Source organism: Nocardia sp. NPDC050435, assembly GCF_040655395.1.
Lineage (GTDB): Bacteria > Actinomycetota > Actinomycetes > Mycobacteriales > Mycobacteriaceae > Nocardia.
Window position 1 is genome coordinate 108,919 of the sequence record NZ_JBFAJW010000018.1, and the last position, 20,265, is coordinate 129,183.

A 20,265-nucleotide genomic window follows, 5' to 3' on the forward strand; every position below is an offset into this window, starting at 1 on the left:
GGGTACGGTGTGGCGGTAGTCGACTGCGTAGCTTGTGACTGTATTGGGTTGTATAGGAGTCTGTTTCGGTCATATTGGGGCTCCGTTTCGTGTCTGGTGTGGTGACTGCTGGTCCGGTGATCCGGTGGTGGTCTGATGGCGGTATCTGCTGATCAGTGCCCGGTATCGGCGACGGTTGCGCGACAGTGGCGCGTCGGTGACCGCGGCCGGCAGCAGGCGAAACGAGCACCGCAGTACGAGGATCAGGACCTCAGCGCTGACCTGGTGGTAGCGGGTCCAGGTCATCGGCACGAGCGCCCGCACCTGCGGGTGCATGATCGACAGACCCAGCGTGGCCGCCAGCTGACCCACGACCGGCCGGAGCAACCGCCATGCCGGTTCGGCGGCGGCGGGCAGCAACGGTGGGCGCGGCGCCGCGCGCAGCAGGGTGTCGGTGGCGGTATCGAGTGTCGGTGTCCGCGCCAGCGACTCACCGATCATGCGCTCGTAATGGGCGGCGATTTCCTCGTAGCGGTCGGCGAGTGCGGCTCGGCCGGGCAGGTCCAGCCCCGCGGTCTTGACGCGGTAGTGCTGCCAGAGTGCTTGTTCTTCACGGGCGTCGGGGTGGTGGCCGGTCAGCGCGGTGTAGGCGGCCAGCTGCATACGGAAGGTGGAGATCAGCACCCAGTGCCACGCCTGGGGCGCGAACGCCGAGTAGCGGAAGCCGGTCGGGCCGACGCCGCGGATGTCGCGATGCAGACGCAGTAGTCGCTGTGATTCGAGCAGCCGGTCTCCGGGGTGGCCGGCGGTCATGATCTGCGCGGAGGCGGCGGTGGCGATCGCGCGCTGCCAGGGTGCGTGCGCGAGCCTGCCGGTGTCTTCCAGGGCCGCGCTGATGGCGGGCAGCATCGCCTGATCGAGCAGGGCGGGCGCGAACAGTTTGATCAGCCGCGACCCGGTCACCCGTTCGAACCGCGCCACGAGCACGGTGTACTCGGTGGGTGACATGGCCGACGAACGATGGTGCCCCAACGCTTTCTCGCGCCACACGGAGAATGGCGGCCGGTGGTATCGCTGTGCTGACATCTTCACCGCCGCCAGCGGGTTCGCGCGGACTGGAGTGCACGGCGTGTCCGGTAGTCGAGTTCGGCGCGCACGAGATGGGCGATCAACCACGCCGCGGCGCGCCACGTCGGGAGGTCGGTGACCACGCCGGGGAGGCCGATCGGGTGCCGGTGGATTCTGCCGGCACTAGTTGGTATCGCCCTGTTCGGTTGGATTCCTGGGACGCCAATTCGGCGGGTGACGCGTTCGGGGCGGTCGAACCCGTGGGGTCGAGGTGGGTGCATGTCTTCTCCTGACGTGGTGGGGCTGTTGGGGCGACGCCGAGGGCGGAGCGCGGTTATGGCGGTTCGGCGGTAAGCGTTTTGGCGCCGATCGCACGCCGGTTCTCGACGGTCGCGGCGGCGGTTTCGCCGGTGTCGGTAGCGGGCTCCCAGGCCAGGGCCGCAGATTCGCTGAGACCGGCCGAGATCGCGGCCTCGATCGCCGCGCCACCGCCGGCATCGGGGCCGGTTGTGATAGCCGCGGCGAGTGCTAGGTGTGCTTGCTCGAGCAGGTCCTCACTGGCCGGGATCAACGCGTGGTTGCGGTCGGTGTTGCCCTCGGCAGCGGCAGCGCGCAGGTTCTTGATCGACTTGCGCAGGTCAGACCCCATAGCTCGGCTGGTCAGAGGCCACCACAGCGCCTCGAGATCGGCGAGAGAGTAGGTCAGGTATTGACCGATCTCACCCTCGAGCAGAGCGTTGACTCCAGCGAAGGCGTGGAGGACTTTCGAGGCCGACACCGCAGGTGAAGCCGCGATCGCTGCGGCACGATTGCGCAAAGCATCGAGATTGCGTGTGAAGCGTTGCACAGCAGCGGGATCGGCTTCGACAGTCAGCCCAGCGTTCGCGCGCAGATGGTTGCGCACCGTGTGCACCGCAGCCATGTAGACCATCCGTTCGGCGTCGGAGGCGAGCCGATGCGGGGTCCGCCATCCAGGTGCCCGGCTTGTCGGTGGCAGGAGCTGATCTCCGGTCAGGTCCTTGCCCTCGATGCCGCGCATTCGTGCCAGTTCGATCCATTGCGGCGCGAGGCCGTGCTCGCGTGCGGTGATTTCGGTGAGCTCGCGCTGGCGGTGGATTTTGTCCAGGCGTTCGTGCAGGTGGACCCAGTCGGTGACCTGTCGTTCGGTGACCGGTATCTCTCGCCGCAGACGTGCAGATTCGGCTGCCAGGGCGTGGATCTCGTGCAGCATCCGTGCCTTTTCGGGCTCGATGTCGCCCAGCCGGACGGGCCGCGTCGCGGGTGAGGTCACCGCTCTGGTCCGATCTCGGGGGCGGCCTGGGGGACGGCGTTATCGAGTCCGTTGCCGTCGGTGCTGGGTTCCCAGTCCAGGGCTGCCGGATCCCAGAGTGCTGCCGAGATCGCTGTCTCGATCGCCGCGCCGGACCCGAATTCGGGGGTATCGACCGCGACCAGCGCGTGGCGGGCGTGATCGAGCAGAGCTTTGGCGCTGGGGACCCCGTTCGCGCCGGGGCTGTTTGCGGTGGCCGACGGTGAGGCGCGCGTGTGCTTGATCGATCTGGCGACCTCGGTCAGGATGGCGCTGTCGGTGAGCGGTAGGTAGAGCGCATCCAGAGCTGTGAGGTCGTAGGTCAGGTATTGGTCGATGTGGAAGTTGAGGTGGCGATTGGCGGCGGCGAAGGCGATGGCTGTTTCCCACCGGCCCATCCCGGTCGAGGCGGCGATGACTTCGACGCCCCGCCGGACGGCTTCGAAGTTTCGTCGGAAGCGTTGCGCGCCAGCACGCTCCGCATCGGTGCTCGCCAAGCCCGCAGCGGTGCGGAGATGTTTGCGGACAACGCCTATTGCCGCCATGTGGGCCAGGCGTTGCGCTTCGGCTGCGACCTTTCGGGTGGTCCGCAAACCTCCTGTCCTTGCCGGGGCCAGCAGCTGATTTGCTGTCCAGGTTTGGCCTTCGGCGCCGTGGGTGCGAGCGGCTTTGATCCAGGGCTCGGGGACGCCTTGGGCGCGCGCGGAGGCTTCGACCGTGCGGCGCTCGCGGTGGATCAAGTCCAGACGCTCGCCCAGCCGTTTCCACTGTGCGACCTCACGTCCAGAGCTCGGGGCCGCCAGTCGCATCCGGGTGGATTCGGCGGCGAGTTCATGGACTCTGCGCAGCAGCGCCGCGTGCTCGGGCGCGATGTCTCCGACGCGGACCTGCCGCCTCGCTGGCTCGGTCATAGGTCCACCTCGCGCGCGGCGGCGCGGAATTCCGGGGCCGCCACGGTATCCGCCTCGTAGACGAGGGCTGACTCGGGTGGGTCGACGGCGCTGAAAACTGGTTCGACGCAGGTGAGGTCTGCTTCGGCGGCCTGGACTGCGGCGCTGATGTCGGCACCGTTACGCGGGTGGAGGAACAAGGACGGTTGCCCCAGCGTGAGCACACCCAAGCGCGCGGTCAGCAGGTCGTGGTCCGGTAGCGCCACCGAGGTGAGGATTTTGATGCGTGCCTGAGCCAAGGTTGTCGCTTGCCACGCCAGCGATTCCGTGTCCACGCGCCCGGCGGTTTCCCAGCGCTGGAAAATCGATTCGGCCGGGTGGTCGGCCAGCAATTGGTGGCCGGTTTCGACCCAGTCGCCGATGGTTCCCCAGAGTTGTTCGCCGTCGCCGGGATTGAGGTCGAGCAGGTTCACCACCCCGGTGAGCCGGGACCGCAGCGCGGTGAGGTTGCGGTCGAATGCCTCGCCGGTTTTGGCCGGTACCGGCCCGAGTTGCCGGCGGGCGGTATCGAGGGCGGTCCATTCGCAGAGCTGTCGGGCCTGCGCGGTGAGGTCGCCGAAGACTCGATCCCAGTCGGGCACGGCGGGTTTCATGAACTCGACCTCGGCCCAGGCGATGCCGCGTTCACCGGCGTCGCGGGCGTGGCCGATCCATTGCGGAGGTACTGCTGCGGCGTGGGCGGCCGAGGTCAGGGCTTCGTGCAGGATGGCGTACTGGTGGTAGCGGTCGAACCATTCTCGGCCTGGAGTCGATCCTGTGGTTTCGCGTTGCTGCTGGGCTTCGCGTGTCAGCTGGCCGAGCTCGGTGGCGTAGGCGTGCAAGCCTTGCAGGACCCGGGTTTGTGCGCGGGTGGGTTTTTTCATGACCGGTCACCGCCCAGTGCCGTGCCCAGGGCGCGGAAGTCGGGTCCGAAGCCCAGCCGCTCGATCGGTGTCTTCTCCCCGGGCGGGCCGAACCAGGCCAGCGGCACCGGTGTCGCGGGCAGGCCCGTCAGGTCGACGTGCTGGCTGGTCGAGCAGCGGTGCAGTGGGCCGTTGGCGGCGTCGAGGATGGCGCGCAGGTGCGGGTCGATGTGGCGGACGAACAGTGTGCTCATCGCCGACTTGTCCTCGGCGCGGCCGGCGGCTTCGAACACCGCGTGCACCGCGGCCAAACGGACGCAGACCTCGTGATGGGTCCACCACTGCCGGCACCAGCTGTAGGTGCCTTCGCGGGCGTTCGAGGTGATCTGGACCGCGGTGACCGGGAGCAGCCATTGCTCGACCCAGTCGTACCAGCGCTCGAACACCGGCTGCGGCTTCTCCTTCTCGCCTTCCTCGGGTGCGGGGGCGGGTTTGGCCGGTGCCGGGAACCAGCCCGGCGGCACCGGGTCCGCGGTCAGCGCGGCCAGGGCGGTGTGATGGGTGCGTGAGCAGCGGTGCAGGGGCCCGTTGGCGGCGTCGAGGATGATGCGCAGATGCGGGTCGAAATGGTTGAGCAGAAACGAGCTCAGCGAGTTGCCCGTCTTGGTGCGTCGTGAGGCTTCGAAGGCGTTGTGCAGGTGCGCGATCCGGACCGCGACCGGGCGGTGGCGCCACCATTGACGGCACCAGGTGTAGGTGTTCTCACGCTGGGACTCGGCCAGGCGCACATTGATTCCGGGCAGCAGCCACTTGTGCGTGAACTCGGCGAAGTCCCGATACTTCGGCGGCTGCGGAGCTTTCTTCGGGCTGCTGGACGCCGGGGTGGGGTTGGGGCTAGGTGTGCTCATCGCCGCGGCACCTGCCCGCCGGCGCCGGTCCCCGGATCGGGGTCAGTGATCATCAGAGTTGCCGGGTCGCGTTCGAATCGAGCTAGTGAACGTTGCACCGCGGCACTGAAATCGGGGTTCTCGTACCACGGCACTTTGCGCAGGAGGATCGGCCCGTAGCCCGGGAGCCGGATCAGGGCTCGGTCTTTGGGCATCCTGCTGAGTTCGGCGACATCGAGGATCGGTTCGGTGCGCCAGGTCATCGACCGACTCGGGCCGCCGGGCTGGATGCTTCGGGTGCGGTCGGCGACTTCGTGTTGGCCGATGGTGCGTGACCAGTGCTCGAGGTAGTTCAGTTCGGCGATGTTGCCGCCGTAGATTTCTATCGACTGGGCACGGATGGTCGACAATCCTTTGGCGCCCCACAGTGTTTCGCCCTGTTCGAGGACCTGCACGATCGTCATCAGCAGGATGCCGCAGCCGCCGCAGTAGGTGTAATACTCCGGCAGGGCGGTGATGCGGGCGGTGTTGGCGGCTTCGTCCAGCACCGCCAGCAGCGGAACCTTCAACCGTCCGTCCGTGCGCGCGCGGGCTACCTCGAGTCCGGCTTCCACGATTTGCCCGACCAGTGCCGAGGTCAGCGGGGTCGCCGAGTCGGCCCCGGCCATCGATAGGGCGTAGAGGGTGTCGTTGCTCTCGACGAAGGCGCGCGGGTCGAACTGCGGCAGCGTGTGCGTGACCGGGCCCTTGGTGGCGTTGATGGCGATGGTGCCGTCGCGGGTTTCGCTGACGGTGATCCTGCGGCGCGCCGGAGGGGTGATGACCGCGGCGTAGCCCTCATGGGTCAGCACGTTGAGGTGCCGTCGCGCCATGTCGTAGAGCCCGTCGCGCTGGCGGGCATAGAGCGCTTGGGCTTCCATGATCCGTTCGGCTGCGCGAGTGTGGCGGTGATGGCGCAGAATCAGTGCCGGGGTCGGGTCCTGGTCACGGCCGAGCCACTCGGTGGCATGCATCAGGTCTCCGCCCGCCATGGCCGCAGCGAACAGATACAGCGCCAGCAGTTCGCGCGCACCACCGTCGAAATAGGCGTCCGCGCGGGTGTTTTCGTCTTCCTGGCCGATGAAGAAGCTGGCGAGTTTGCGCGCGGCGGGCAGATGTGCGACCTGGGCGAGCAGATCGACCCAGAACCCGATCTCGACCCGGCCGGTGACCGCTTGCAAGTCACACACCCAGATACGGCTGCCCTGTTCAGCGCGCGCGTGCGCGGTCGCGCGATACAGGTCGGGTTTGTTGCTGGTGGCCAGCACGGGGCCCCAGCCCGACAGCACCGCGGGGATCGCCCAGGCCACCGTTTTGCCCGAACGTTGTCCGGCCGCGATGAACACACCCAGCTCCGCAGGCAGATACAGCCACATGTTCCCCAGGACGGTGCGTCCCAGCGGCGGCCCCTTACACGCCTGCACCTGTGCCGGCGCGTCTTTGAGCAGCCGCCGTGCTGCGGCGGCGTTCGCCGCCGCTCGCCCGATCTCGAGCTCACCAGGGCTCTGCATCGTGCGTGCAGCGGCGTCTATTCGTCGTCTTCCTCGCATCAAGCGACGCGCCGCCCACGCGACGGCGGGCAGCGGCGCGCACAACAGGACGGCGACGAGTGTGGACTGCCACGGCCACTGCCGCTGTCCGGTCATGACTTCGAGCAAGGCAAGGAAGGGGTGGCCGGTGACCGCGAGCCCGGCCCACCAGCGTCCAATACTCAACGCCGCCCACGCCAGTAGCACGATTGTGATCGCGGCGAGAGCCAGCAGCAGTGCCGAGAGCTCAGGGCCGAGCCCACCGACGCGACGTCGCCGCGCTTCCCGGGAGGCGGTCATAGCCGCTCACCGGCCTGCGTGTCGTCGGCAGATCGACCACGGGGCGGATGCGCGGTTGTCGGGGCGTTCATCGATTCAGCTCCTCGCTGTGGGAGAGGTGGATGGATTCGGCCGCCGGCTGCCCGGCGTCCGAGATTTCGGGGCTGTCCCATTCCGGGACGAGGTCCGGCAGTGCCGCGTCGATGGCCGAGCCGATCTCATGGCCGCCGCTCTCGAGGGCCAGGCCCGGATCCGGGTCGTAGGCCGGGACGGGGTCGGCGTCTATCGGGACCGAGTCGCGTCCGGCGCGGTAGGCGGCGCTGATCGCCGCGTCCTGGACCCCGGCCGACGCGGCGGAGCGGCGCGCACCGTGCAGGAGGTTGTTCAGCTCCTCGAGGTGTTCGATCCGGGCGTGGGCGTAGTCGGGATCGGGGTCCCAGTCCGCGTTCAGGCGTGCGTGCTGGGCGGCCAGGTCGTATACCTGGGCCAGCAGGTACGCGTGTCGGCTTTGCCGCTCGGCAAGGGCTGCGGCGGCATCGACTGTGTTGTCTCGCAGCGAATTCGGTGCTCGCGCGGTCTGTCGATCGGTGCCGGGGTCGAGGTCACCTGTTAGTTCCTGGTGGTTCAGCAAGGCGTCGGTGTCGGCGATCGTTTTCGCGACCTCGGCCATGTCCAGCAGCCGCAAATCCCGCGGAGCCCCGAGTGCGCGGTCGGCGGCACTGCGGGTTGTCTCGGTGCCGCTGTCGGGGACCGCCCGCAGATGACGGCCAGGTGCCCTCGCACCAACCCTGTGGTCGGCGTTGGTGATCGCACGTAGTTGCGGGCCGGGCAGCCACCAGCCGGCGCGGGCGGAGGCAGAGGAGGGGCCGTCGGTGTGGCTGGTGAGTTCGCGGGTTTGGCGCAGGGTGCGCCAGGTCAGCTCGTCGACGCCGGGCTGACCGGCCTCGCGTGCCCGGGCGAGATCGTCGTAGAGGGCGCGGGTGCGGTCGGGATCGATCTCCCACTGGGTCGCCTCGACGTCGAGCTGGCGCCACAGCCACCGCCAACGCACGTCGGGATGGTTTTCCCAGGGGTGGCTGATCTCGTGGGCGGCGGCGTTGCGTTCGGCGATCCGGTCGGGTGTGTCGGCTTCGGGCTCGATCTCACCCAGCAGATGGAATTTCGCGAACGCCGCGCGCAACTCGCGCTCGGTGTCGGAGGACGCGTCGGCGTAGTACGCCGGGTCCGTGAAGTCGCGCGGTGGGTCCTGCCAGCTCATCGCGGCGCTTCCCCGGCGGGAACGGTGCGGTGTTCAACAGCCGTGCCAATGACTTCGCAACGGGCAGAAGGGGTTTCGCGGGATTTCGAACGGTAGGTGTTGGACATCGTGACCTTGCCGGCAAGCCGCGCGCGGGAAAGGTTTTCCTGCTGGGCGGTGGTTTGCTGATGTCCCCGATGGGTTGTTGCCTCCTGGGCGGCTGGCACCTACAGCCGTCGAGAAGACCTGCACGCGTGTGGGTCTTGGCAGCGCAGTCAGGGGCCGGGCCCCGCCCCGAGCTCTAGGGTGGGACCTGCCAGGCTCTGATCGAGGTCGGTGGTGGTGGCCGAGCGATCTGTGGCCTCGGCGGCGGGCAGGGCGCTCTCGATCGCCTCAGCGGCGGCACGCCCTCCCTCGAGGTCGGCGACCGCGGTATCGATGAAGTTGGCGCGGATTGCGGCGTAGGCGTCGGCGACCAGGTCTTCGGGGGTGGGCACGCTCGGCGCGCCGGGGGTTGATCCAGGGTCTTCGGCAGCGACCCCGGGCGGCAGCGTGGTCACGTGCTCGGCGCGCAGGTATCGGCGCATCTCCGCGACCAGTCCGGCTTCGTCGTGCGCGCTGACATAGCTTCGATGCAGCGCGTGCCATCCGTTGCTGCCGACACCCCAGGACTGCTCGGCTTCGGCGGCGGTGATTCCCGCCGCTTGGGCGAGCCGGGTGGCTTTGGTCCAGTGAGCCCGCATGGTCTCACCGAACTGCTGGCGCTGCTGCGGGGTGAAGGTGATGCTCGAGCGGCCGGTCGCGACTCGGTCTTGGTAGGCGGCGACCAGAAACGCCATGCGCTGCAGATTCCACAGGTCCAGGTTCATCATGTCCACCAGGAACTGCTGGGCCGAGGTCGCCGCGGTCACGGTGCCCGGCGTGGGATCGGCTTGGGGTGCGGTTGTGGCGGTGCGGTGGCCGAGTTCGCGGATGTCCTCGATCCAGGCGGGTTCGAGACCGGCTTGGCGGGCGAGGTCCTCGGCGGACTCGAGTGCGGCTTGCAGCGCGTTGATCTGCGAGGCCCACTCCTGGGCGGGTGTGAGGTCGGTGCCGTCGTACCCGGCGGGACCGAGCTCGGAAATCCGGGTGAGCTCGGCGGCCCAGTGCTGGACCCGCCGCAACAGCTGGGCCTGCCATCGCGGGTTGGGCGGTGTGGCCGGGACCCGGTCGTTCTTGGAGATCTGCTCGGATGGCGCAGGGTGTGAGTCCGCTTGCTGGTTGCCGAGGACGGGGATCGGTTCGGTAGGGGTGTCGTGCACGAGGTCCTCCTCGCTCAGGGGTCCAGGCCGGGTGGGGCCGGGTCGGGACCGGTCGGCGGGTCGGGTTCGACGCCGGCGGGATCGGTGGGGTCGGTGCTGGGATCGGCGGCTTCGATCGCTGAGCTGATCGCTGATCCGCCGCGCTCGGGTGCGCTCGCGGTGTGGTCGCGTATCGACAGTTCTGAGCCCAGGGCGGTAATCAGCGCGTAGGGAGTGGGCGGGAGTTGCCCGGCCGCGGTGATCGCCTCGCGGGTGATGCCCGCGGCACGCAGGGGCTCTCCCTGTTGGTATTCGCGCTGCCAGTTCGCGCCGGTCGCGTCGCTGTCCCAGCGGGCGACCAGGTCGGCGGCGTCACCGTCGAGGTAGTGGGTGGTCATCGTGGCGACGATGTATTCCGAATGCCCCCACACGAATTCGCGCTCGGTGGGACTCAGAGCCAACGCGTAGGCGACTGCGCCGATGCGTTCGTGCAGCGCGTCCATCGCGGCCCGGTGATACATCGACGCGGTGCCCGCGGAATCACCGAAGCGCTGCTCATAGGCGCGGGCGATCGCGGCCATGTTGTTGTACCGGCGCACGTGCGCCAGCAGACCGTTGACCAGGTGGAGGCGGTCGCCGGTGTCCGCGCGCGGCGTCGGCTGGTTGCGCTGCCATCGCCGGCCCTGTTCACCACGCATGAGGACGGTATCGAGTGCCGTTGCCGGTACCCCGATATCGGTGGCTTGTTCGACAACGATGTCACGCAGATGGGCCAGTTCGGTCAGGCGGCGTTGCCAGTCGCGTTCCTCGGCGGCCGATACTGGTGCCAGCGTGTGCCGGGCCTGATCCAGCTGGCGTTGCACGTCGTGGCGTTCGGCGCTCAGATTCTGGGCGGTCTTGAGCAGGTGCTCGTGGATCGCGGGCCGCGAGGGCCCTCGTAGGGCGGGCTCATCCATGTCGGGCCGGGTACTGGGGCCTGTCATCGGCTCGGGTCCGGCCGCGTGGCCGGGGTGTCATCCGTGCCATGGGGTGCGGGCGCGGTGTTGGATGGTTTGGGGTCGTAGGCCGCAAGTAGCGTCGAGGTCGGCGCGAGGGGATCTTCGAGGTGATCCCACGGTCCGAGAGCGTCGACCATTGTTCGCAGTATCACGACCTCGTCGTGGATCTCCTCCCGAATTCCCGGGCTGGCGTGGGCCTGCCACCATCGTTCGAGTTCGGCGTCGGTGTAGGTGGGCACGGTAGTGCGCAGCAGCGTCCGCCAGCTATCGTTGTCAGGCCCCCACAGCCGCCAGCATTCTCGGGAGCTGAGTCTTTCGAGCTGGACCAACAGCCGCATCCGCTGCCATAAGGCGGCCATGTTGCGCAGCAAGGCTTCTTCGGTCTCGACCAGTTCGGTGACTTCACCTCCAGGGGTGAGTACTCGCCGCCCGTGGGCGGCGGCCACGAGAGCCATGTGCTCGAGGACGAAGACATCGTCGGCGATACGCATCGTCACCCGGTCGCGATCGGTGAGTTCGCTGAAGGTGGTCATGGTGTGCTGCTGCTCGCCCGCACTCAGCCCCGCCCGCCCGCGTGCGCGGGCTCCGGCGATCTCGCGCCGGCTCAGGCCTTCGGCGCGCGCTTGCCATTCGGTCTCGCGGCGTTCGAGGTCGAGTGCCATCAGCCGCATCCGCCACCGCACTGTCACGACGACTTCGTCGTAGAGGCTGGTGATCTCATCCAGGGGTCCTTGGCTGAGCACCTCGGTGTGCCAGGCGGCGCGGTTCTGGATCAGCTCGCTCCAGCTCGGTCGCGGCGGTGTGTGTTGTTGGGTCATCTCGTTTTCCTCTCCCCCGCCTCGGTGGCGGGTGTGCTGGTATGTGTCCTGGAATGGCTGTGGATGGGGGTCAGGTCGGATCGGGTCCGTGCAGCTCGACGTCGTTGCCAGGCTCTGTCGCTGGGCTCGCTTCGAAGTCGTGGCTGTTGGATTCGGTGGCGGAGGGATCGGCGCCGATTCCTGCGGCCTCGATCGCGTGTCCTATCGCCGTCCCCGCGTCGCTGATGGGGATCGTCGCGGCGATGTCGGTGGTGAGCAGGCTCGTGGATGTACCGAGTTCGGCGTTGCCGGTCCGCATCAGCTCCTCCGCGGTCGGGGGCAGCCCTCCAGCGGCCGCACTGACATCGACGCTGGCGCCGGCGCGATCGAGGACCTCGGCGGCCACGTGCTCGCCCATCACCGCGATCGCGGTCGTTCGCGCCTCCCACAGCTCGACCAGAGTCCGGTCGCCGAGACTGCGGTAGCCCGCGGCGAGGACCCTGATGTCGCGGCCAGCCTGGCCCCACAACCCGGCGCGCTCACCGGCGGTGAGGTCGAGCGCGAAAGCGAGCGCGCCGATGCGCTCGCGCAGCGCGCTCATCACCTCCCGGCAGAACAGCTCGGCACGCGAATCGGGTGGACCGAACCGCTCGACAAAAACCGTCCGTAGCGCGGCGATCTCGTTGAGACGTCCGACCTGCCCGGACAATCCGGCCAGCAGGTCGGTGCGGTCGACACCGGCGGCGTCGGGCATCCTCTGGCCCGCTCGCCACTCCAATCCTTTGTCCCCGAGATCGCGCACGTGATCGATCCACGCCTGCGGGACACCGATCGCGGCGGCCTGTTCGGCGAAGGCTTGCGCGGCCAGGCTCTGGCCGCTCAGTTGCTCCTGCCAGGCCCGGGTCGAGCCGAGTCGTTCACTCTGCCAACCGAATTGCGCATTCTCGACGGTTTCTTTCATCCGCACGTGCATGTTCTGCAGCGAACTGAGCAGTTCGCGGGCCAGCAGCGGATTCGGTATCGGCGCGCTCATGGCTGGGTTCCTGCCTCGATGCCCGCACCAGGGCCCAGTCCCGGTGCCGGTACCTCTGGTTCGGGGTCCAGCCCGATCCCGACCTCGCCGGTCAAGCCGGCGTCGTGGATGGCCTCGCCGATCCGGGCACCGGGTTCGCTGCTCGCGTCCTGCTCGCTGAAAATCGGGGCGTCGTGGTCGGCGTGGGCCAGGGTGGTCAGGTCCTCGGTGAGCCCGGCGACCGCGTGCAGGGAGGCGAGCAGGTCAGGGTCGGTGATGATCTCGGCGTCGACCACATCCAGCAGCGATGCCGGAGCAGGTGCCTGCGGTGCGGCGCCGACGATTTCGGCGTCGAGGATCTCCGGACCGGGGTTGCTGGCCTTGTGGCGGATCTCGGTGTCGAGATCGTCGAGGATGTCCTCGGCGTCCAGGCCGGTGTCGGCGGTGAAACGCTCGCGATAGGCCTGGGCGTGGGCGGCGTGATCGCCGGACAGATCGGCGGTGTACTCCGCGGCGGCGAACCCGGCGGCGGCCTTCATCGCCTCGGCGTCCACGCGCCCCGCAGAGCTCAAGTCGTCGGCGAAACCGGCGGCGCGACGCCGGATTTCGATCAGCAGCTCCTTGTACTTGACATCGAGTTTGTGCACTTCCGCGCTCTGCTCGGCGCGGGTCTGGTAGCCCTGGATCTTCTCGGTGTGGACCTCGCTGTGTCGTTGCTGCTCGCGCAGGAATTCGGCGTCGCGGCGTGCCAGGTCGTGGTTGCCGCGCCGGATCTGCTCGCTTTTGACCTCCAGGTCGGCCTCGTGCTCGGCTTGGCCCCACCGTTCGCGGTTGTCGTAGCCCTCGACCTGGCGCTCGTGCAGCGTCTGCTTGCGGTGGCCGTCATCGAGTTTCAGTTTCTCGTCGAGTTCGAACAGGCGCTGGCCTTGCCACTGGCGGTCGGCGTAGCCCTGCAACTTCGCCCAATGGATTTGCTGTTCGCGGAGCCCGCGGTCCGCGGAGTCCTGCACGCGCTGATGGTGTTCGGTCGCCGATCGGGCTTCCCCGGCGCGGCGCTGCATAGCGTTGGCCACCATCGAACCGGTTTGGAAGGCTTGGATGAAGCCTTGCCGCACCGCGGCACCGCCTTCTTCGACCGGGTCGCCGCCGCTCATCCCAGAACCTCGATCCCGCTCAACCGCCACGCCGTAGCGCGGTCGGTACGGCCGGCGGTGACGTAGGCGGTGAAGGTCAGGGACGCGCTCGCGTCGCTGGGCCGTAGCGTCAGGGCCATGACGCGGTAGATCGCGGTGTCGGTGTCGACCGGGTGGTCATCACCGGTGAGGTGGGCCTCGGCGTCCACAGCGACCGCCGCTGTGCGCCACTGCTGCCAGGTCGCGACGGTGATGGGCAGGATCACCGTGGCCGCCGACCTCCCGCGCGCGGCGTAGTCGGGTGTCAGCAGCGGTGCGGCGGCGGTGAACGCCGCCTGCTGGTCGGATTCGGTGGCCGGGGTGTAGGAGAACATCGCCACCAGCGCGGCGACCAGCACCGCTTCCGCGGAGCAGGGATCGACCGCGGTGAACGGCGAAACGAATCGTGGCGCTGTGCAGGATGTCTCGACGAAGGCGGGCGCGGGCTGGACTCGCACGCAACCGGCGATCCCTCCGACGCCGACGACGAACAGTGCGCTGGCGATGCGGTAATTCATGTCGGGATCCGGCGCGCGAGTTGTAGGTCGGTCAGCCCGAGGTTGGGGTGCCAGTCCACGGTGGTGGTGTCCGCGCAGGCGGCCATGGCCGGGTTGCCTTTCGGGTCGGCGAGGATCTCGAGGCTCAGCCCGAGGCCGTAGGCGTGGCGGTGCAGGCGCTCGTGCAGGGCGCGGCGCCGCCGGTCCATGACCAAGCGCAGCGTCGCGGCCTCGGCACCCCATTCCAGGCGAGCCCGACCGGCGATCCAGATCGCGTGGCGCGCGACAGCGGCTATCGCATCCAGGGTGGTCACGACCCGCACATCCGGCAGGTCAGCAAAACGCCGGCGCCAGATCACGCGACCGTCGGGGCGGCAGATCGCGGCCTGCTCGCTGGTGGCCGCGCACGACAGCAGCAGCTGCGGGCCCCGCGCGCTACGCGCGGCCAGCTCGGCGCGGGCCCGCGCGCGCTCGAGGTTGTCCTGGTGCTCGAATGCGCGCTGACGGGCCGGATGGCTGATGATCGCCGCGATTGCAGCGAGAATGGTTGGCGCGTCCAGCTTTTCATGCAATGCTGGTGCGAGCGAGAGCGTCATTAGAGCCCCTTCCTGAGATGGCCGTGGATGTCTGCGACGCCGCCGCTAGCCCGTGTCCGGGCCGCTGGAATCGGTCCGGTCAAACGACGGCCGGTGGTTGCACCCCGCCCGGTTCGGGTGTGGGTTCTGGCGGGGAGTAGCGCCGGACCGCCAATTCCTCGCCGTCCCACGCTGATAGCGGTGTGATGGTGACGGTTTGCCCTGTTTGCGGGGCATGCAGGAGCAGGTCGCGCCCGTAATAGATCCCGACATGATGGGAGTCGCGGTCGCCCGGGGCGGTCATGAAGATCAGGTCGCCCGGTGCGCGCTCGGCGAAGGGCACGATCGTCGCGGTGGGGTGGTCTTGCTGGGCTTGGGTGTAATGCGGCAACAGGATTCGGCCACCGGAGGCGTGGACGATCGCATACAACGTGAGGCCTGAGCAGTCGAAACCGCCCTTGGTCGGCCCGGTTTGGTCTCCCCCGCCCCACACGTACGGCGTGCCGATCCAGCGTTGGGCAGCATCGATCACCGCCTGACCGAACGGGCCCGCCGCAGCAACCGGGGCGCCCGAACCGGTCGAACCACAGCCCGCCGCCGGCTGCCCCGCTTGCGGCGCAGGCATCGTGGAGGGGGCGATGCCGGCGAACACCGCGTACACCTGCCGGGCGAGCTCCATTTGGCCGGCGTAGGCATTCGGTGCCGACCGCTCCACCGCCTGGGCCAGCTGCGGCGGTGTCATCTGTTCGGCGCCAGAGGTTTTGGCTGCTTGGTCGTAGAACCAGTTGATCTGATAGATGGGGTCCATCAGCGTCGCGAGACCGACCGAGCCCCAGATGCTGGCACGCATCTGGTGTGGGCCGACCGAGTCGTGGTCGTGCCCTACGCCGTCGTGGGTGTAGGCCAATGATTCCGGCACCGAGGAGTTGGCGAGATTCCGGAAAGTCGACTCGGTCGCCTGTGCCACCAGCTCGGCCAGGATCACCGTTTCGCTGGCACCGCGCTGTTTGCCGATCGCGACGCCGTTGCGCGCCAGCTCCAGCTGTCGGCTGTTCAATCCCAGCGAACCCGTTTCGGGGGCCGGGTCTCCCGGGTCCCCGGCAGTTCCCGGAGCCAGGGTGGTCGCGCAGGAGGTGGCCGGGTCCGCACCGACGAAGACGACGAGCAGCATCAGGATCAGCGCCAGCGGCAGCGCCAGCGCCGCGGCTGCCAGGGTTTTCGGGGAGTCCATCGGGGCTCATGCCGAGGCTTCCGGCAGGTACATCGCCGAGACACCGCCGGCGGCGGAGGTTTTGCGGGTTGCGGTGGCCTGTGCGGCGGTCATAGTTGATGGCCTCGATCCGAGGGCGTCGCCCGGTGGCTCGGGGCCAGCTCGGGCGCGGCGGCAGCGTCGATGGTCTCGGGGCCGGGCGGCGCAGGATCGGTTTCGGCGTCGTGCGGTGTGGCGGCCGGGCCGATCTCGCATGCTTCGATCAGATCCGCGGGACTCGGTCCCACGCCGGGACCGGCGTGCGCAGCTGGGGCCGGCCGTCGGGGTATCAGTGCGACGAATGGTGAGCGCTGCTGTGCCCCGGGGGCGTCGTGCTGGGCGGCCAGCACTGCGGGCAGGTTGTCGGGGATGATCGCGTAGGGGCGGATGGCTTCGATCGCGGCCGCGGCGGTGCTGATTTCATCGGGGCAGGTGCCCAGCATGAGGCGCAACACGAGTTCGCCGTCGTCATCGAATCCGTCGGTCACCCGCACGAAGAACGTGCCGAGGCCGCGGTCCCATCCGATGAATACCCGGCGGTCGGGCACACCGAGGTCAGACGCCTCGAGTTCAATGCTGTTGTCGCTCAACTGTTTCCTCCTGAGTAGCGGTGGCAGGGGCGCCCGGGGCATCTGCGTTTGCTGAGCGCTAGGCCATGTCGGGGCCGAAAGTGGTGGTGTGGTCGGGTCCTGGCGGCGTGGTCTCGGGGCCGGAGGGATCGAGGTGCGCCGGATCAGCGGTGGCCTCGTCGAGTGCGGCGTCGATGGCCGCGGTGATCTCTGCCGGCTTCGCGACCTGCTCGGCGTCGGCGGCCGGGCTGGGGTCGCTGCCTGGTGCGAGCGCGGCAACACTGTTCTCGGGTGTGCTCACCGCCGAGGTGGAGGGGACGGTGCCGCCTGCGGCGATGACCACCTCGTCGACCCGCGTGCGCACGTCCTCGGCGAACGGTTGGCAGACCCACTTGGGGTCTTCGCGGGTGGTCAGGACGATCGGCCCCATCCAACCGTCCGGGTCGCGGTGGCCGAGAGCGGTGAGGACTTGGTGGCTGAGCGGGTTCGGTTCCGATCCTGTGTGGGTGGACCAGATCTGGATCGGATCAATGCCGCTAGAGGCCAGTCTCATGCTGTCGACGTCGAGGGCGTCCAGCATGGCGTCTGTGTCGCCGCGGCCGTAGACCGCTGTGCCGTCCATCCCCAGCACCACGAAATCGGCGGGTTCGATCATCGGCTTTCCTCCGTTTCGGTGTCGAAGGTGAAGCGCTGGTTCGTGTTATGGATGTCGGCATGACGCTCACTCGGGGTGAAAACCATGCGGAACGGGATTCCGGGTTCACCGCTTTCCCCGGTCTTGAGCAGAAAGCAACCAGTCCCGGGTGGAGCTTCCCGCGCCGCGGTGGTGTCGTCGTCGCTGGGCGGGCGCGGCGCGGCCCAGGAGGTGACCAGCAGTTTCTCGGTTTCGGTGATGCCGACCGCGCGCCGGATCCGCTCGATTTCCTCCGGCCCGACCGGGCCGATGATCTTCGCGCGGGCACGTTCGAAGAAGCCGAGCGCTTTGGCTTGGGAGGCAACGGATTCGAACGCGGTCAGGTCTTTGACGGTGTGGCTGCACATGATCAACCCCGCCCCCAGCGGACGATTCAGGCGGGTCAGAGCGTCGACGCGATCGACCATGTACTCCCCGACACCCAGCACGCGCCAGATCTCGTCCATCACAACCTCGTAGAGGCGCGCGGGCCCAAGCCCGGCATCAGCGAGGGCATGAGCCGCGGCGATCGCACCGAACCCCTGAGACCAACACACCATCAGCACCGCAGCCAGCAGCTTGTTGTCGCCCTCGGGGATCCGGGAGACATCGACGCAGATCGCCGGACTGTCCAGATTCAACGCTGTAGTGGTGTGGCCGTCGAAGATCGCGCCCATCGGGCCCTCGACCAGCGCGCGCAGGGACCGGCGCAAGGTCTTCGTGCTCGCCCGGTAGGCGGGGGTGTCGTCCTCTTCGGCGAACTGACGCAGCTGCTCGCCGCCGTCGGAGATCACCGCCAGCAGATCCGACAGCAGCGGCGGATGCTCGGCGTCGAATTCGCTTGTTTCGCTGTAGAGTTCGCGCAGCCCAGCCGCGATGAGCGTCTCTTCGTAGTCGGCGACCCGGCCGCCGCGCACGATCTCGATCAGGCCCGCGACGATGTTGACCTGGCCGGCTTCGACCCGGGCGGCGACTTGGCGGCGCTGATCAGGGTCGGATAGACGGTCCAGGACCGATCCCAGAGCTCCGACGTCGAGGGGATTGAGGCAGCCGAAACCGTAGCCGATGTCGATGGCTTGCCCGCCCAGACGCACGACCAGATCCCGGTAGTCGGGTTTGGTGTCGCCCATGCACAACACGGTTTCCCCGGCCGCGACCGCGCCGGTGACGATGCGCCGGATCAGCGAGGACTTCCCGAAACCATTCAGTGCCAGCACGAACAGGATCGGGGCCGTCATGAACCCGCGCAGAAACCACGACATCGGATCGAAATGCACCGGCGCGCCAGTGATGTAGTGGACCCCGACCGGGGTTCCGACGATCGGGGAGCTGGCCCCGATCGCGAAAGGCCACAGCCCGGCGACCTGGACGGTGGTGGCACGCCACTCCGGAGTCGAGGCCACCGCCGCGGCGCGGCCTCCACCGGGTCCGGCGTAGCCGCGGGCGGTGAGCTTGGCCAGTTTTCTCACGAAGCCACCGTCGCGGGCCAGATCGGCCAGCCGGTGTTCGGCGTTGGCCCGCCGGTGATCATCGCTGGAAAGCGCCAACCGTGCTCGTGCTCCCCGCCACCCGGGGCGGGTGGCGTCGGCTTCGACCTGTGCTCGCACCTGCGGGGTGAGCACCCGGATTCCGGCGACGGTCTGTGTTCTCGGCGCGCGTCGCCGGGTGCGGCGGTTCGGTGTGTTCACGCCGAAACTCGCTTGGTGACCGAGGCGTGCTCGGGCAGGATCAGCCCGATTCCCAGCGAGGCGGCGAAGCTCGCGGCTTGGGAGCCGTAGCAGCGCCGCACATCCAGCCGCGCTGCCGCCGACATCCCCTGCACGCTGGCTTCGATACCGGGCATGTCCGCGTCCACGGTGTCGGTCACGGTGATCAGGACCCCGAACCGTGTCAGCCCGGCGCCTTGGGCGTGTTCCTGACGGGCGGCGTTGGTGTTGCCGACTCGCAGAGACGCTGAGGCGGAGGCGATTCCGCGTTCGGTCTGTTCGGCGGCGAGGGCGTCGCGGAAGTCTGAGTCGACGAGTTTGGTGGCTTCGGCCGCCGAGTGCAGTCGGTAGACGATCGCGACGCGTTTGCGCGGCACGTCCGCGCGGGGCCGCAGGAGTTCCTCGAGGCCGGTTTCAGTGACCGCTCCCCGGGGTGCGCCGTCCATTTCCCAGGTGATCGAGCGGGCACCGTCGTGCAGGTAGTGGTCCCAGCGGTCCTCATGCGCCAAAGGCCCTGCCTTGTCCCAGGATTGGGTGTCGGCCAGCGCCGGGCCGGCGGCCTCGATATCGCGTTGGGCGGCCAAGTCGTAGCGGGCACGCACCAGCCCGATCACCTCCCACCCTTGCAGCGGTGTCGCGGGCAGTCCGGCACGCGCGAGCTGGGACAGCACTCCTTGCAGGCGCTGGCCGATCTCGCGGGCCTGCTCTTCGGGGTCGCGGCGGATGCGGCCTTTGCCGATCGCGCGGTAGGTCAGGGTGATGCGGGCTTCGATGCGGGCGCCGGTGCCGCCGCTGTCGGCGGCTGCCTCGCGCATCACCGCGGCCGCGAAGTCCGGGGCGACCGGGCGTACGAGCCGCGCCACCTCGCGGCGCTGCTTGAGCCGGGTCTCCACGACGCTCTCCAGCACCGCGGTCACCGCGACGACCTCACCGCCACGGCTCTGGGCGGCCAGGAACTGGCCGTAACCCTCCACCCACGAATCGATCTGGGCCTGGTCGACGAGCTCTTTGCCGCGGGGAACCACCCGCACGATCACGCTGTAGTGGTCGGGGCGGCGGATGTGGATCATCGCGAAACGACGCCCGCCCGCGGTCTCGTACTCGCTCAAGCTCGAATCGGCCAGCAGACCGGGCAGACGCGCGGTGCCCGGAATCCGGGAGAAACGCCCGGCGCGATAGCTCAACTCCCCACGCTGGCGCGCCATCGCGTACTGGGCGCGCACGGTGGCGACTTCCCAGCCTGTGCGGCCGTGCACGGTGACTACCAGCGGGACGAACACGACCGCGCTGGTCAGCAGCATCACCGCGATCACCGAGACCGAGCGGCTGAGCATGAACGTGACCATCATCGCCACCACCAGCCCGAGCCCGAGCATGCTCGCGCCCCAGGTCAACCCGAAAAAGCCGGCCGAGCGTGGCTTTTCCCAGCGCCCGTACATCCTTGTGTTGGTGCTCATCGCCGTACCTCCCCCGGCACGGGTGCGTGCAAATCGAAGCTGTCCGCCGAGCTGGCGACCACTGACTCGGCTGTCGACATCGCTTGCTGGGCACCTTGTTTCGCCAGCTGCGCGCCCACCAGGACCGCCGCCCCCGGGCCCGCCGCCCCGGCGGCGGCGTG

General features: G+C 68.7%; 19 protein-coding genes. All 19 read right to left on the minus strand.

All coding sequences use genetic code 11. The features are described from left to right. Positions 1-69 precede the first annotated feature (69 nt). Positions 70-987, minus strand: a complete 918-nt coding sequence (locus tag AB0I43_RS38830; protein WP_357433845.1) for an oxygenase MpaB family protein — start codon at positions 985-987, stop codon at positions 70-72. Positions 988-1,381: 394 nt separating this feature from the next. Next, a complete protein-coding gene (locus AB0I43_RS38835) occupies positions 1,382-2,338 on the minus strand; it encodes a hypothetical protein (RefSeq protein WP_357433847.1) in 957 nt (318 codons plus the stop codon). Next, entirely contained in the window at positions 2,335-3,267 is a 933-nt protein-coding gene (locus tag AB0I43_RS38840) for a hypothetical protein (protein ID WP_357433849.1), read from the minus strand. Before AB0I43_RS38840 ends, AB0I43_RS38835 begins: the two co-directional genes overlap by 4 nt. Continuing rightward, entirely contained in the window at positions 3,264-4,169 is a 906-nt protein-coding gene (locus AB0I43_RS38845) for a hypothetical protein (RefSeq protein WP_357433851.1), read from the minus strand. Before AB0I43_RS38845 ends, AB0I43_RS38840 begins: the two co-directional genes overlap by 4 nt. Further along, complete coding sequence (locus tag AB0I43_RS38850; protein WP_357433853.1) at positions 4,166-5,056, minus strand: DUF4913 domain-containing protein; 891 nt, start codon at positions 5,054-5,056, stop codon at positions 4,166-4,168. The genes AB0I43_RS38845 and AB0I43_RS38850 overlap by 4 nt, the downstream gene beginning before the upstream one ends. Continuing rightward, positions 5,053-6,903 (minus strand): type IV secretory system conjugative DNA transfer family protein, encoded by a 1,851-nt coding sequence (locus AB0I43_RS38855; RefSeq protein WP_357433855.1) that lies wholly within the window; start codon positions 6,901-6,903, stop codon positions 5,053-5,055. The genes AB0I43_RS38850 and AB0I43_RS38855 overlap by 4 nt, the downstream gene beginning before the upstream one ends. 67 nt (positions 6,904-6,970) lie before the next feature. After that, entirely contained in the window at positions 6,971-8,140 is a 1,170-nt protein-coding gene (locus AB0I43_RS38860; RefSeq protein WP_357433857.1) for a hypothetical protein, read from the minus strand. A 254-nt stretch (positions 8,141-8,394) separates the two neighbouring features. After that, complete coding sequence (locus AB0I43_RS38865) at positions 8,395-9,420, minus strand: hypothetical protein (protein WP_357433859.1); 1,026 nt, start codon at positions 9,418-9,420, stop codon at positions 8,395-8,397. A gap of 14 nt (positions 9,421-9,434) precedes the next feature. Further along, complete coding sequence (locus tag AB0I43_RS38870; RefSeq protein ID WP_357433861.1) at positions 9,435-10,355, minus strand: hypothetical protein; 921 nt, start codon at positions 10,353-10,355, stop codon at positions 9,435-9,437. A 23-nt stretch (positions 10,356-10,378) separates the two neighbouring features. Continuing rightward, positions 10,379-11,215 carry a hypothetical protein gene (locus AB0I43_RS38875; protein WP_357433863.1) on the minus strand — a complete coding sequence of 279 codons (837 nt, stop codon included), beginning with the start codon at positions 11,213-11,215 and terminating at the stop codon, positions 10,379-10,381. A gap of 70 nt (positions 11,216-11,285) precedes the next feature. Further along, a complete protein-coding gene (locus AB0I43_RS38880; protein WP_357433865.1) occupies positions 11,286-12,227 on the minus strand; it encodes a hypothetical protein in 942 nt (313 codons plus the stop codon). Continuing rightward, complete coding sequence (locus AB0I43_RS38885; protein WP_357433867.1) at positions 12,224-13,360, minus strand: hypothetical protein; 1,137 nt, start codon at positions 13,358-13,360, stop codon at positions 12,224-12,226. Before AB0I43_RS38885 ends, AB0I43_RS38880 begins: the two co-directional genes overlap by 4 nt. Then, positions 13,357-13,896 carry a hypothetical protein gene (locus tag AB0I43_RS38890; protein ID WP_357433869.1) on the minus strand — a complete coding sequence of 180 codons (540 nt, stop codon included), beginning with the start codon at positions 13,894-13,896 and terminating at the stop codon, positions 13,357-13,359. Before AB0I43_RS38890 ends, AB0I43_RS38885 begins: the two co-directional genes overlap by 4 nt. Beyond that, positions 13,893-14,471, minus strand: coding sequence for a hypothetical protein (locus tag AB0I43_RS38895; RefSeq protein WP_357433871.1), 579 nt, complete (start codon positions 14,469-14,471; stop codon positions 13,893-13,895). The genes AB0I43_RS38890 and AB0I43_RS38895 overlap by 4 nt, the downstream gene beginning before the upstream one ends. 79 nt (positions 14,472-14,550) lie before the next feature. Continuing rightward, a complete protein-coding gene (locus AB0I43_RS38900) occupies positions 14,551-15,681 on the minus strand; it encodes a C40 family peptidase (RefSeq protein WP_357433873.1) in 1,131 nt (376 codons plus the stop codon). Between the two features lie 89 nt (positions 15,682-15,770). Beyond that, the gene (locus tag AB0I43_RS38905; protein WP_357433874.1) at positions 15,771-16,289 is read right to left on the minus strand and encodes a hypothetical protein; all 519 of its coding nucleotides are present in this window, start codon (positions 16,287-16,289) and stop codon (positions 15,771-15,773) included. 58 nt (positions 16,290-16,347) lie between these two features. Next, positions 16,348-16,923, minus strand: a complete 576-nt coding sequence (locus AB0I43_RS38910; RefSeq protein WP_357433876.1) for a hypothetical protein — start codon at positions 16,921-16,923, stop codon at positions 16,348-16,350. Then, positions 16,920-18,629, minus strand: a complete 1,710-nt coding sequence (locus AB0I43_RS38915) for a hypothetical protein (protein ID WP_357433878.1) — start codon at positions 18,627-18,629, stop codon at positions 16,920-16,922. The genes AB0I43_RS38910 and AB0I43_RS38915 overlap by 4 nt, the downstream gene beginning before the upstream one ends. Then, on the minus strand, positions 18,626-20,104 hold the full coding sequence (locus AB0I43_RS38920; protein ID WP_357433879.1) for an SCO6880 family protein: 1,479 nt from the start codon (positions 20,102-20,104) through the stop codon (positions 18,626-18,628). Before AB0I43_RS38920 ends, AB0I43_RS38915 begins: the two co-directional genes overlap by 4 nt. Between the last annotated feature and the right edge of the window lie 161 nt (positions 20,105-20,265).

Bases quoted from the DNA above. Each gene is read 5' to 3' on its own strand.
- AB0I43_RS38830 (WP_357433845.1), bottom strand. From the start codon at position 987: ATGTCACCCACCGAGTACACCGTGCTCGTGGCGCGGTTCGAACGGGTG.
- AB0I43_RS38840 (WP_357433849.1), bottom strand. From the start codon at position 3,267: ATGACCGAGCCAGCGAGGCGGCAGGTCCGCGTCGGAGACATCGCGCCC.
- AB0I43_RS38845 (WP_357433851.1), bottom strand. From the start codon at position 4,169: ATGAAAAAACCCACCCGCGCACAAACCCGGGTCCTGCAAGGCTTGCAC.
- AB0I43_RS38850 (WP_357433853.1), bottom strand. From the start codon at position 5,056: ATGAGCACACCTAGCCCCAACCCCACCCCGGCGTCCAGCAGCCCGAAG.
- AB0I43_RS38855 (WP_357433855.1), bottom strand. From the start codon at position 6,903: ATGACCGCCTCCCGGGAAGCGCGGCGACGTCGCGTCGGTGGGCTCGGC.
- AB0I43_RS38860 (WP_357433857.1), bottom strand. From the start codon at position 8,140: ATGAGCTGGCAGGACCCACCGCGCGACTTCACGGACCCGGCGTACTAC.
- AB0I43_RS38870 (WP_357433861.1), bottom strand. From the start codon at position 10,355: ATGGATGAGCCCGCCCTACGAGGGCCCTCGCGGCCCGCGATCCACGAG.
- AB0I43_RS38875 (WP_357433863.1), bottom strand. From the start codon at position 11,215: ATGACCCAACAACACACACCGCCGCGACCGAGCTGGAGCGAGCTGATC.
- AB0I43_RS38880 (WP_357433865.1), bottom strand. From the start codon at position 12,227: ATGAGCGCGCCGATACCGAATCCGCTGCTGGCCCGCGAACTGCTCAGT.
- AB0I43_RS38885 (WP_357433867.1), bottom strand. From the start codon at position 13,360: ATGAGCGGCGGCGACCCGGTCGAAGAAGGCGGTGCCGCGGTGCGGCAA.
- AB0I43_RS38890 (WP_357433869.1), bottom strand. From the start codon at position 13,896: ATGAATTACCGCATCGCCAGCGCACTGTTCGTCGTCGGCGTCGGAGGG.
- AB0I43_RS38895 (WP_357433871.1), bottom strand. From the start codon at position 14,471: ATGACGCTCTCGCTCGCACCAGCATTGCATGAAAAGCTGGACGCGCCA.
- AB0I43_RS38900 (WP_357433873.1), bottom strand. From the start codon at position 15,681: ATGGACTCCCCGAAAACCCTGGCAGCCGCGGCGCTGGCGCTGCCGCTG.
- AB0I43_RS38910 (WP_357433876.1), bottom strand. From the start codon at position 16,923: ATGATCGAACCCGCCGATTTCGTGGTGCTGGGGATGGACGGCACAGCG.
- AB0I43_RS38920 (WP_357433879.1), bottom strand. From the start codon at position 20,104: ATGAGCACCAACACAAGGATGTACGGGCGCTGGGAAAAGCCACGCTCG.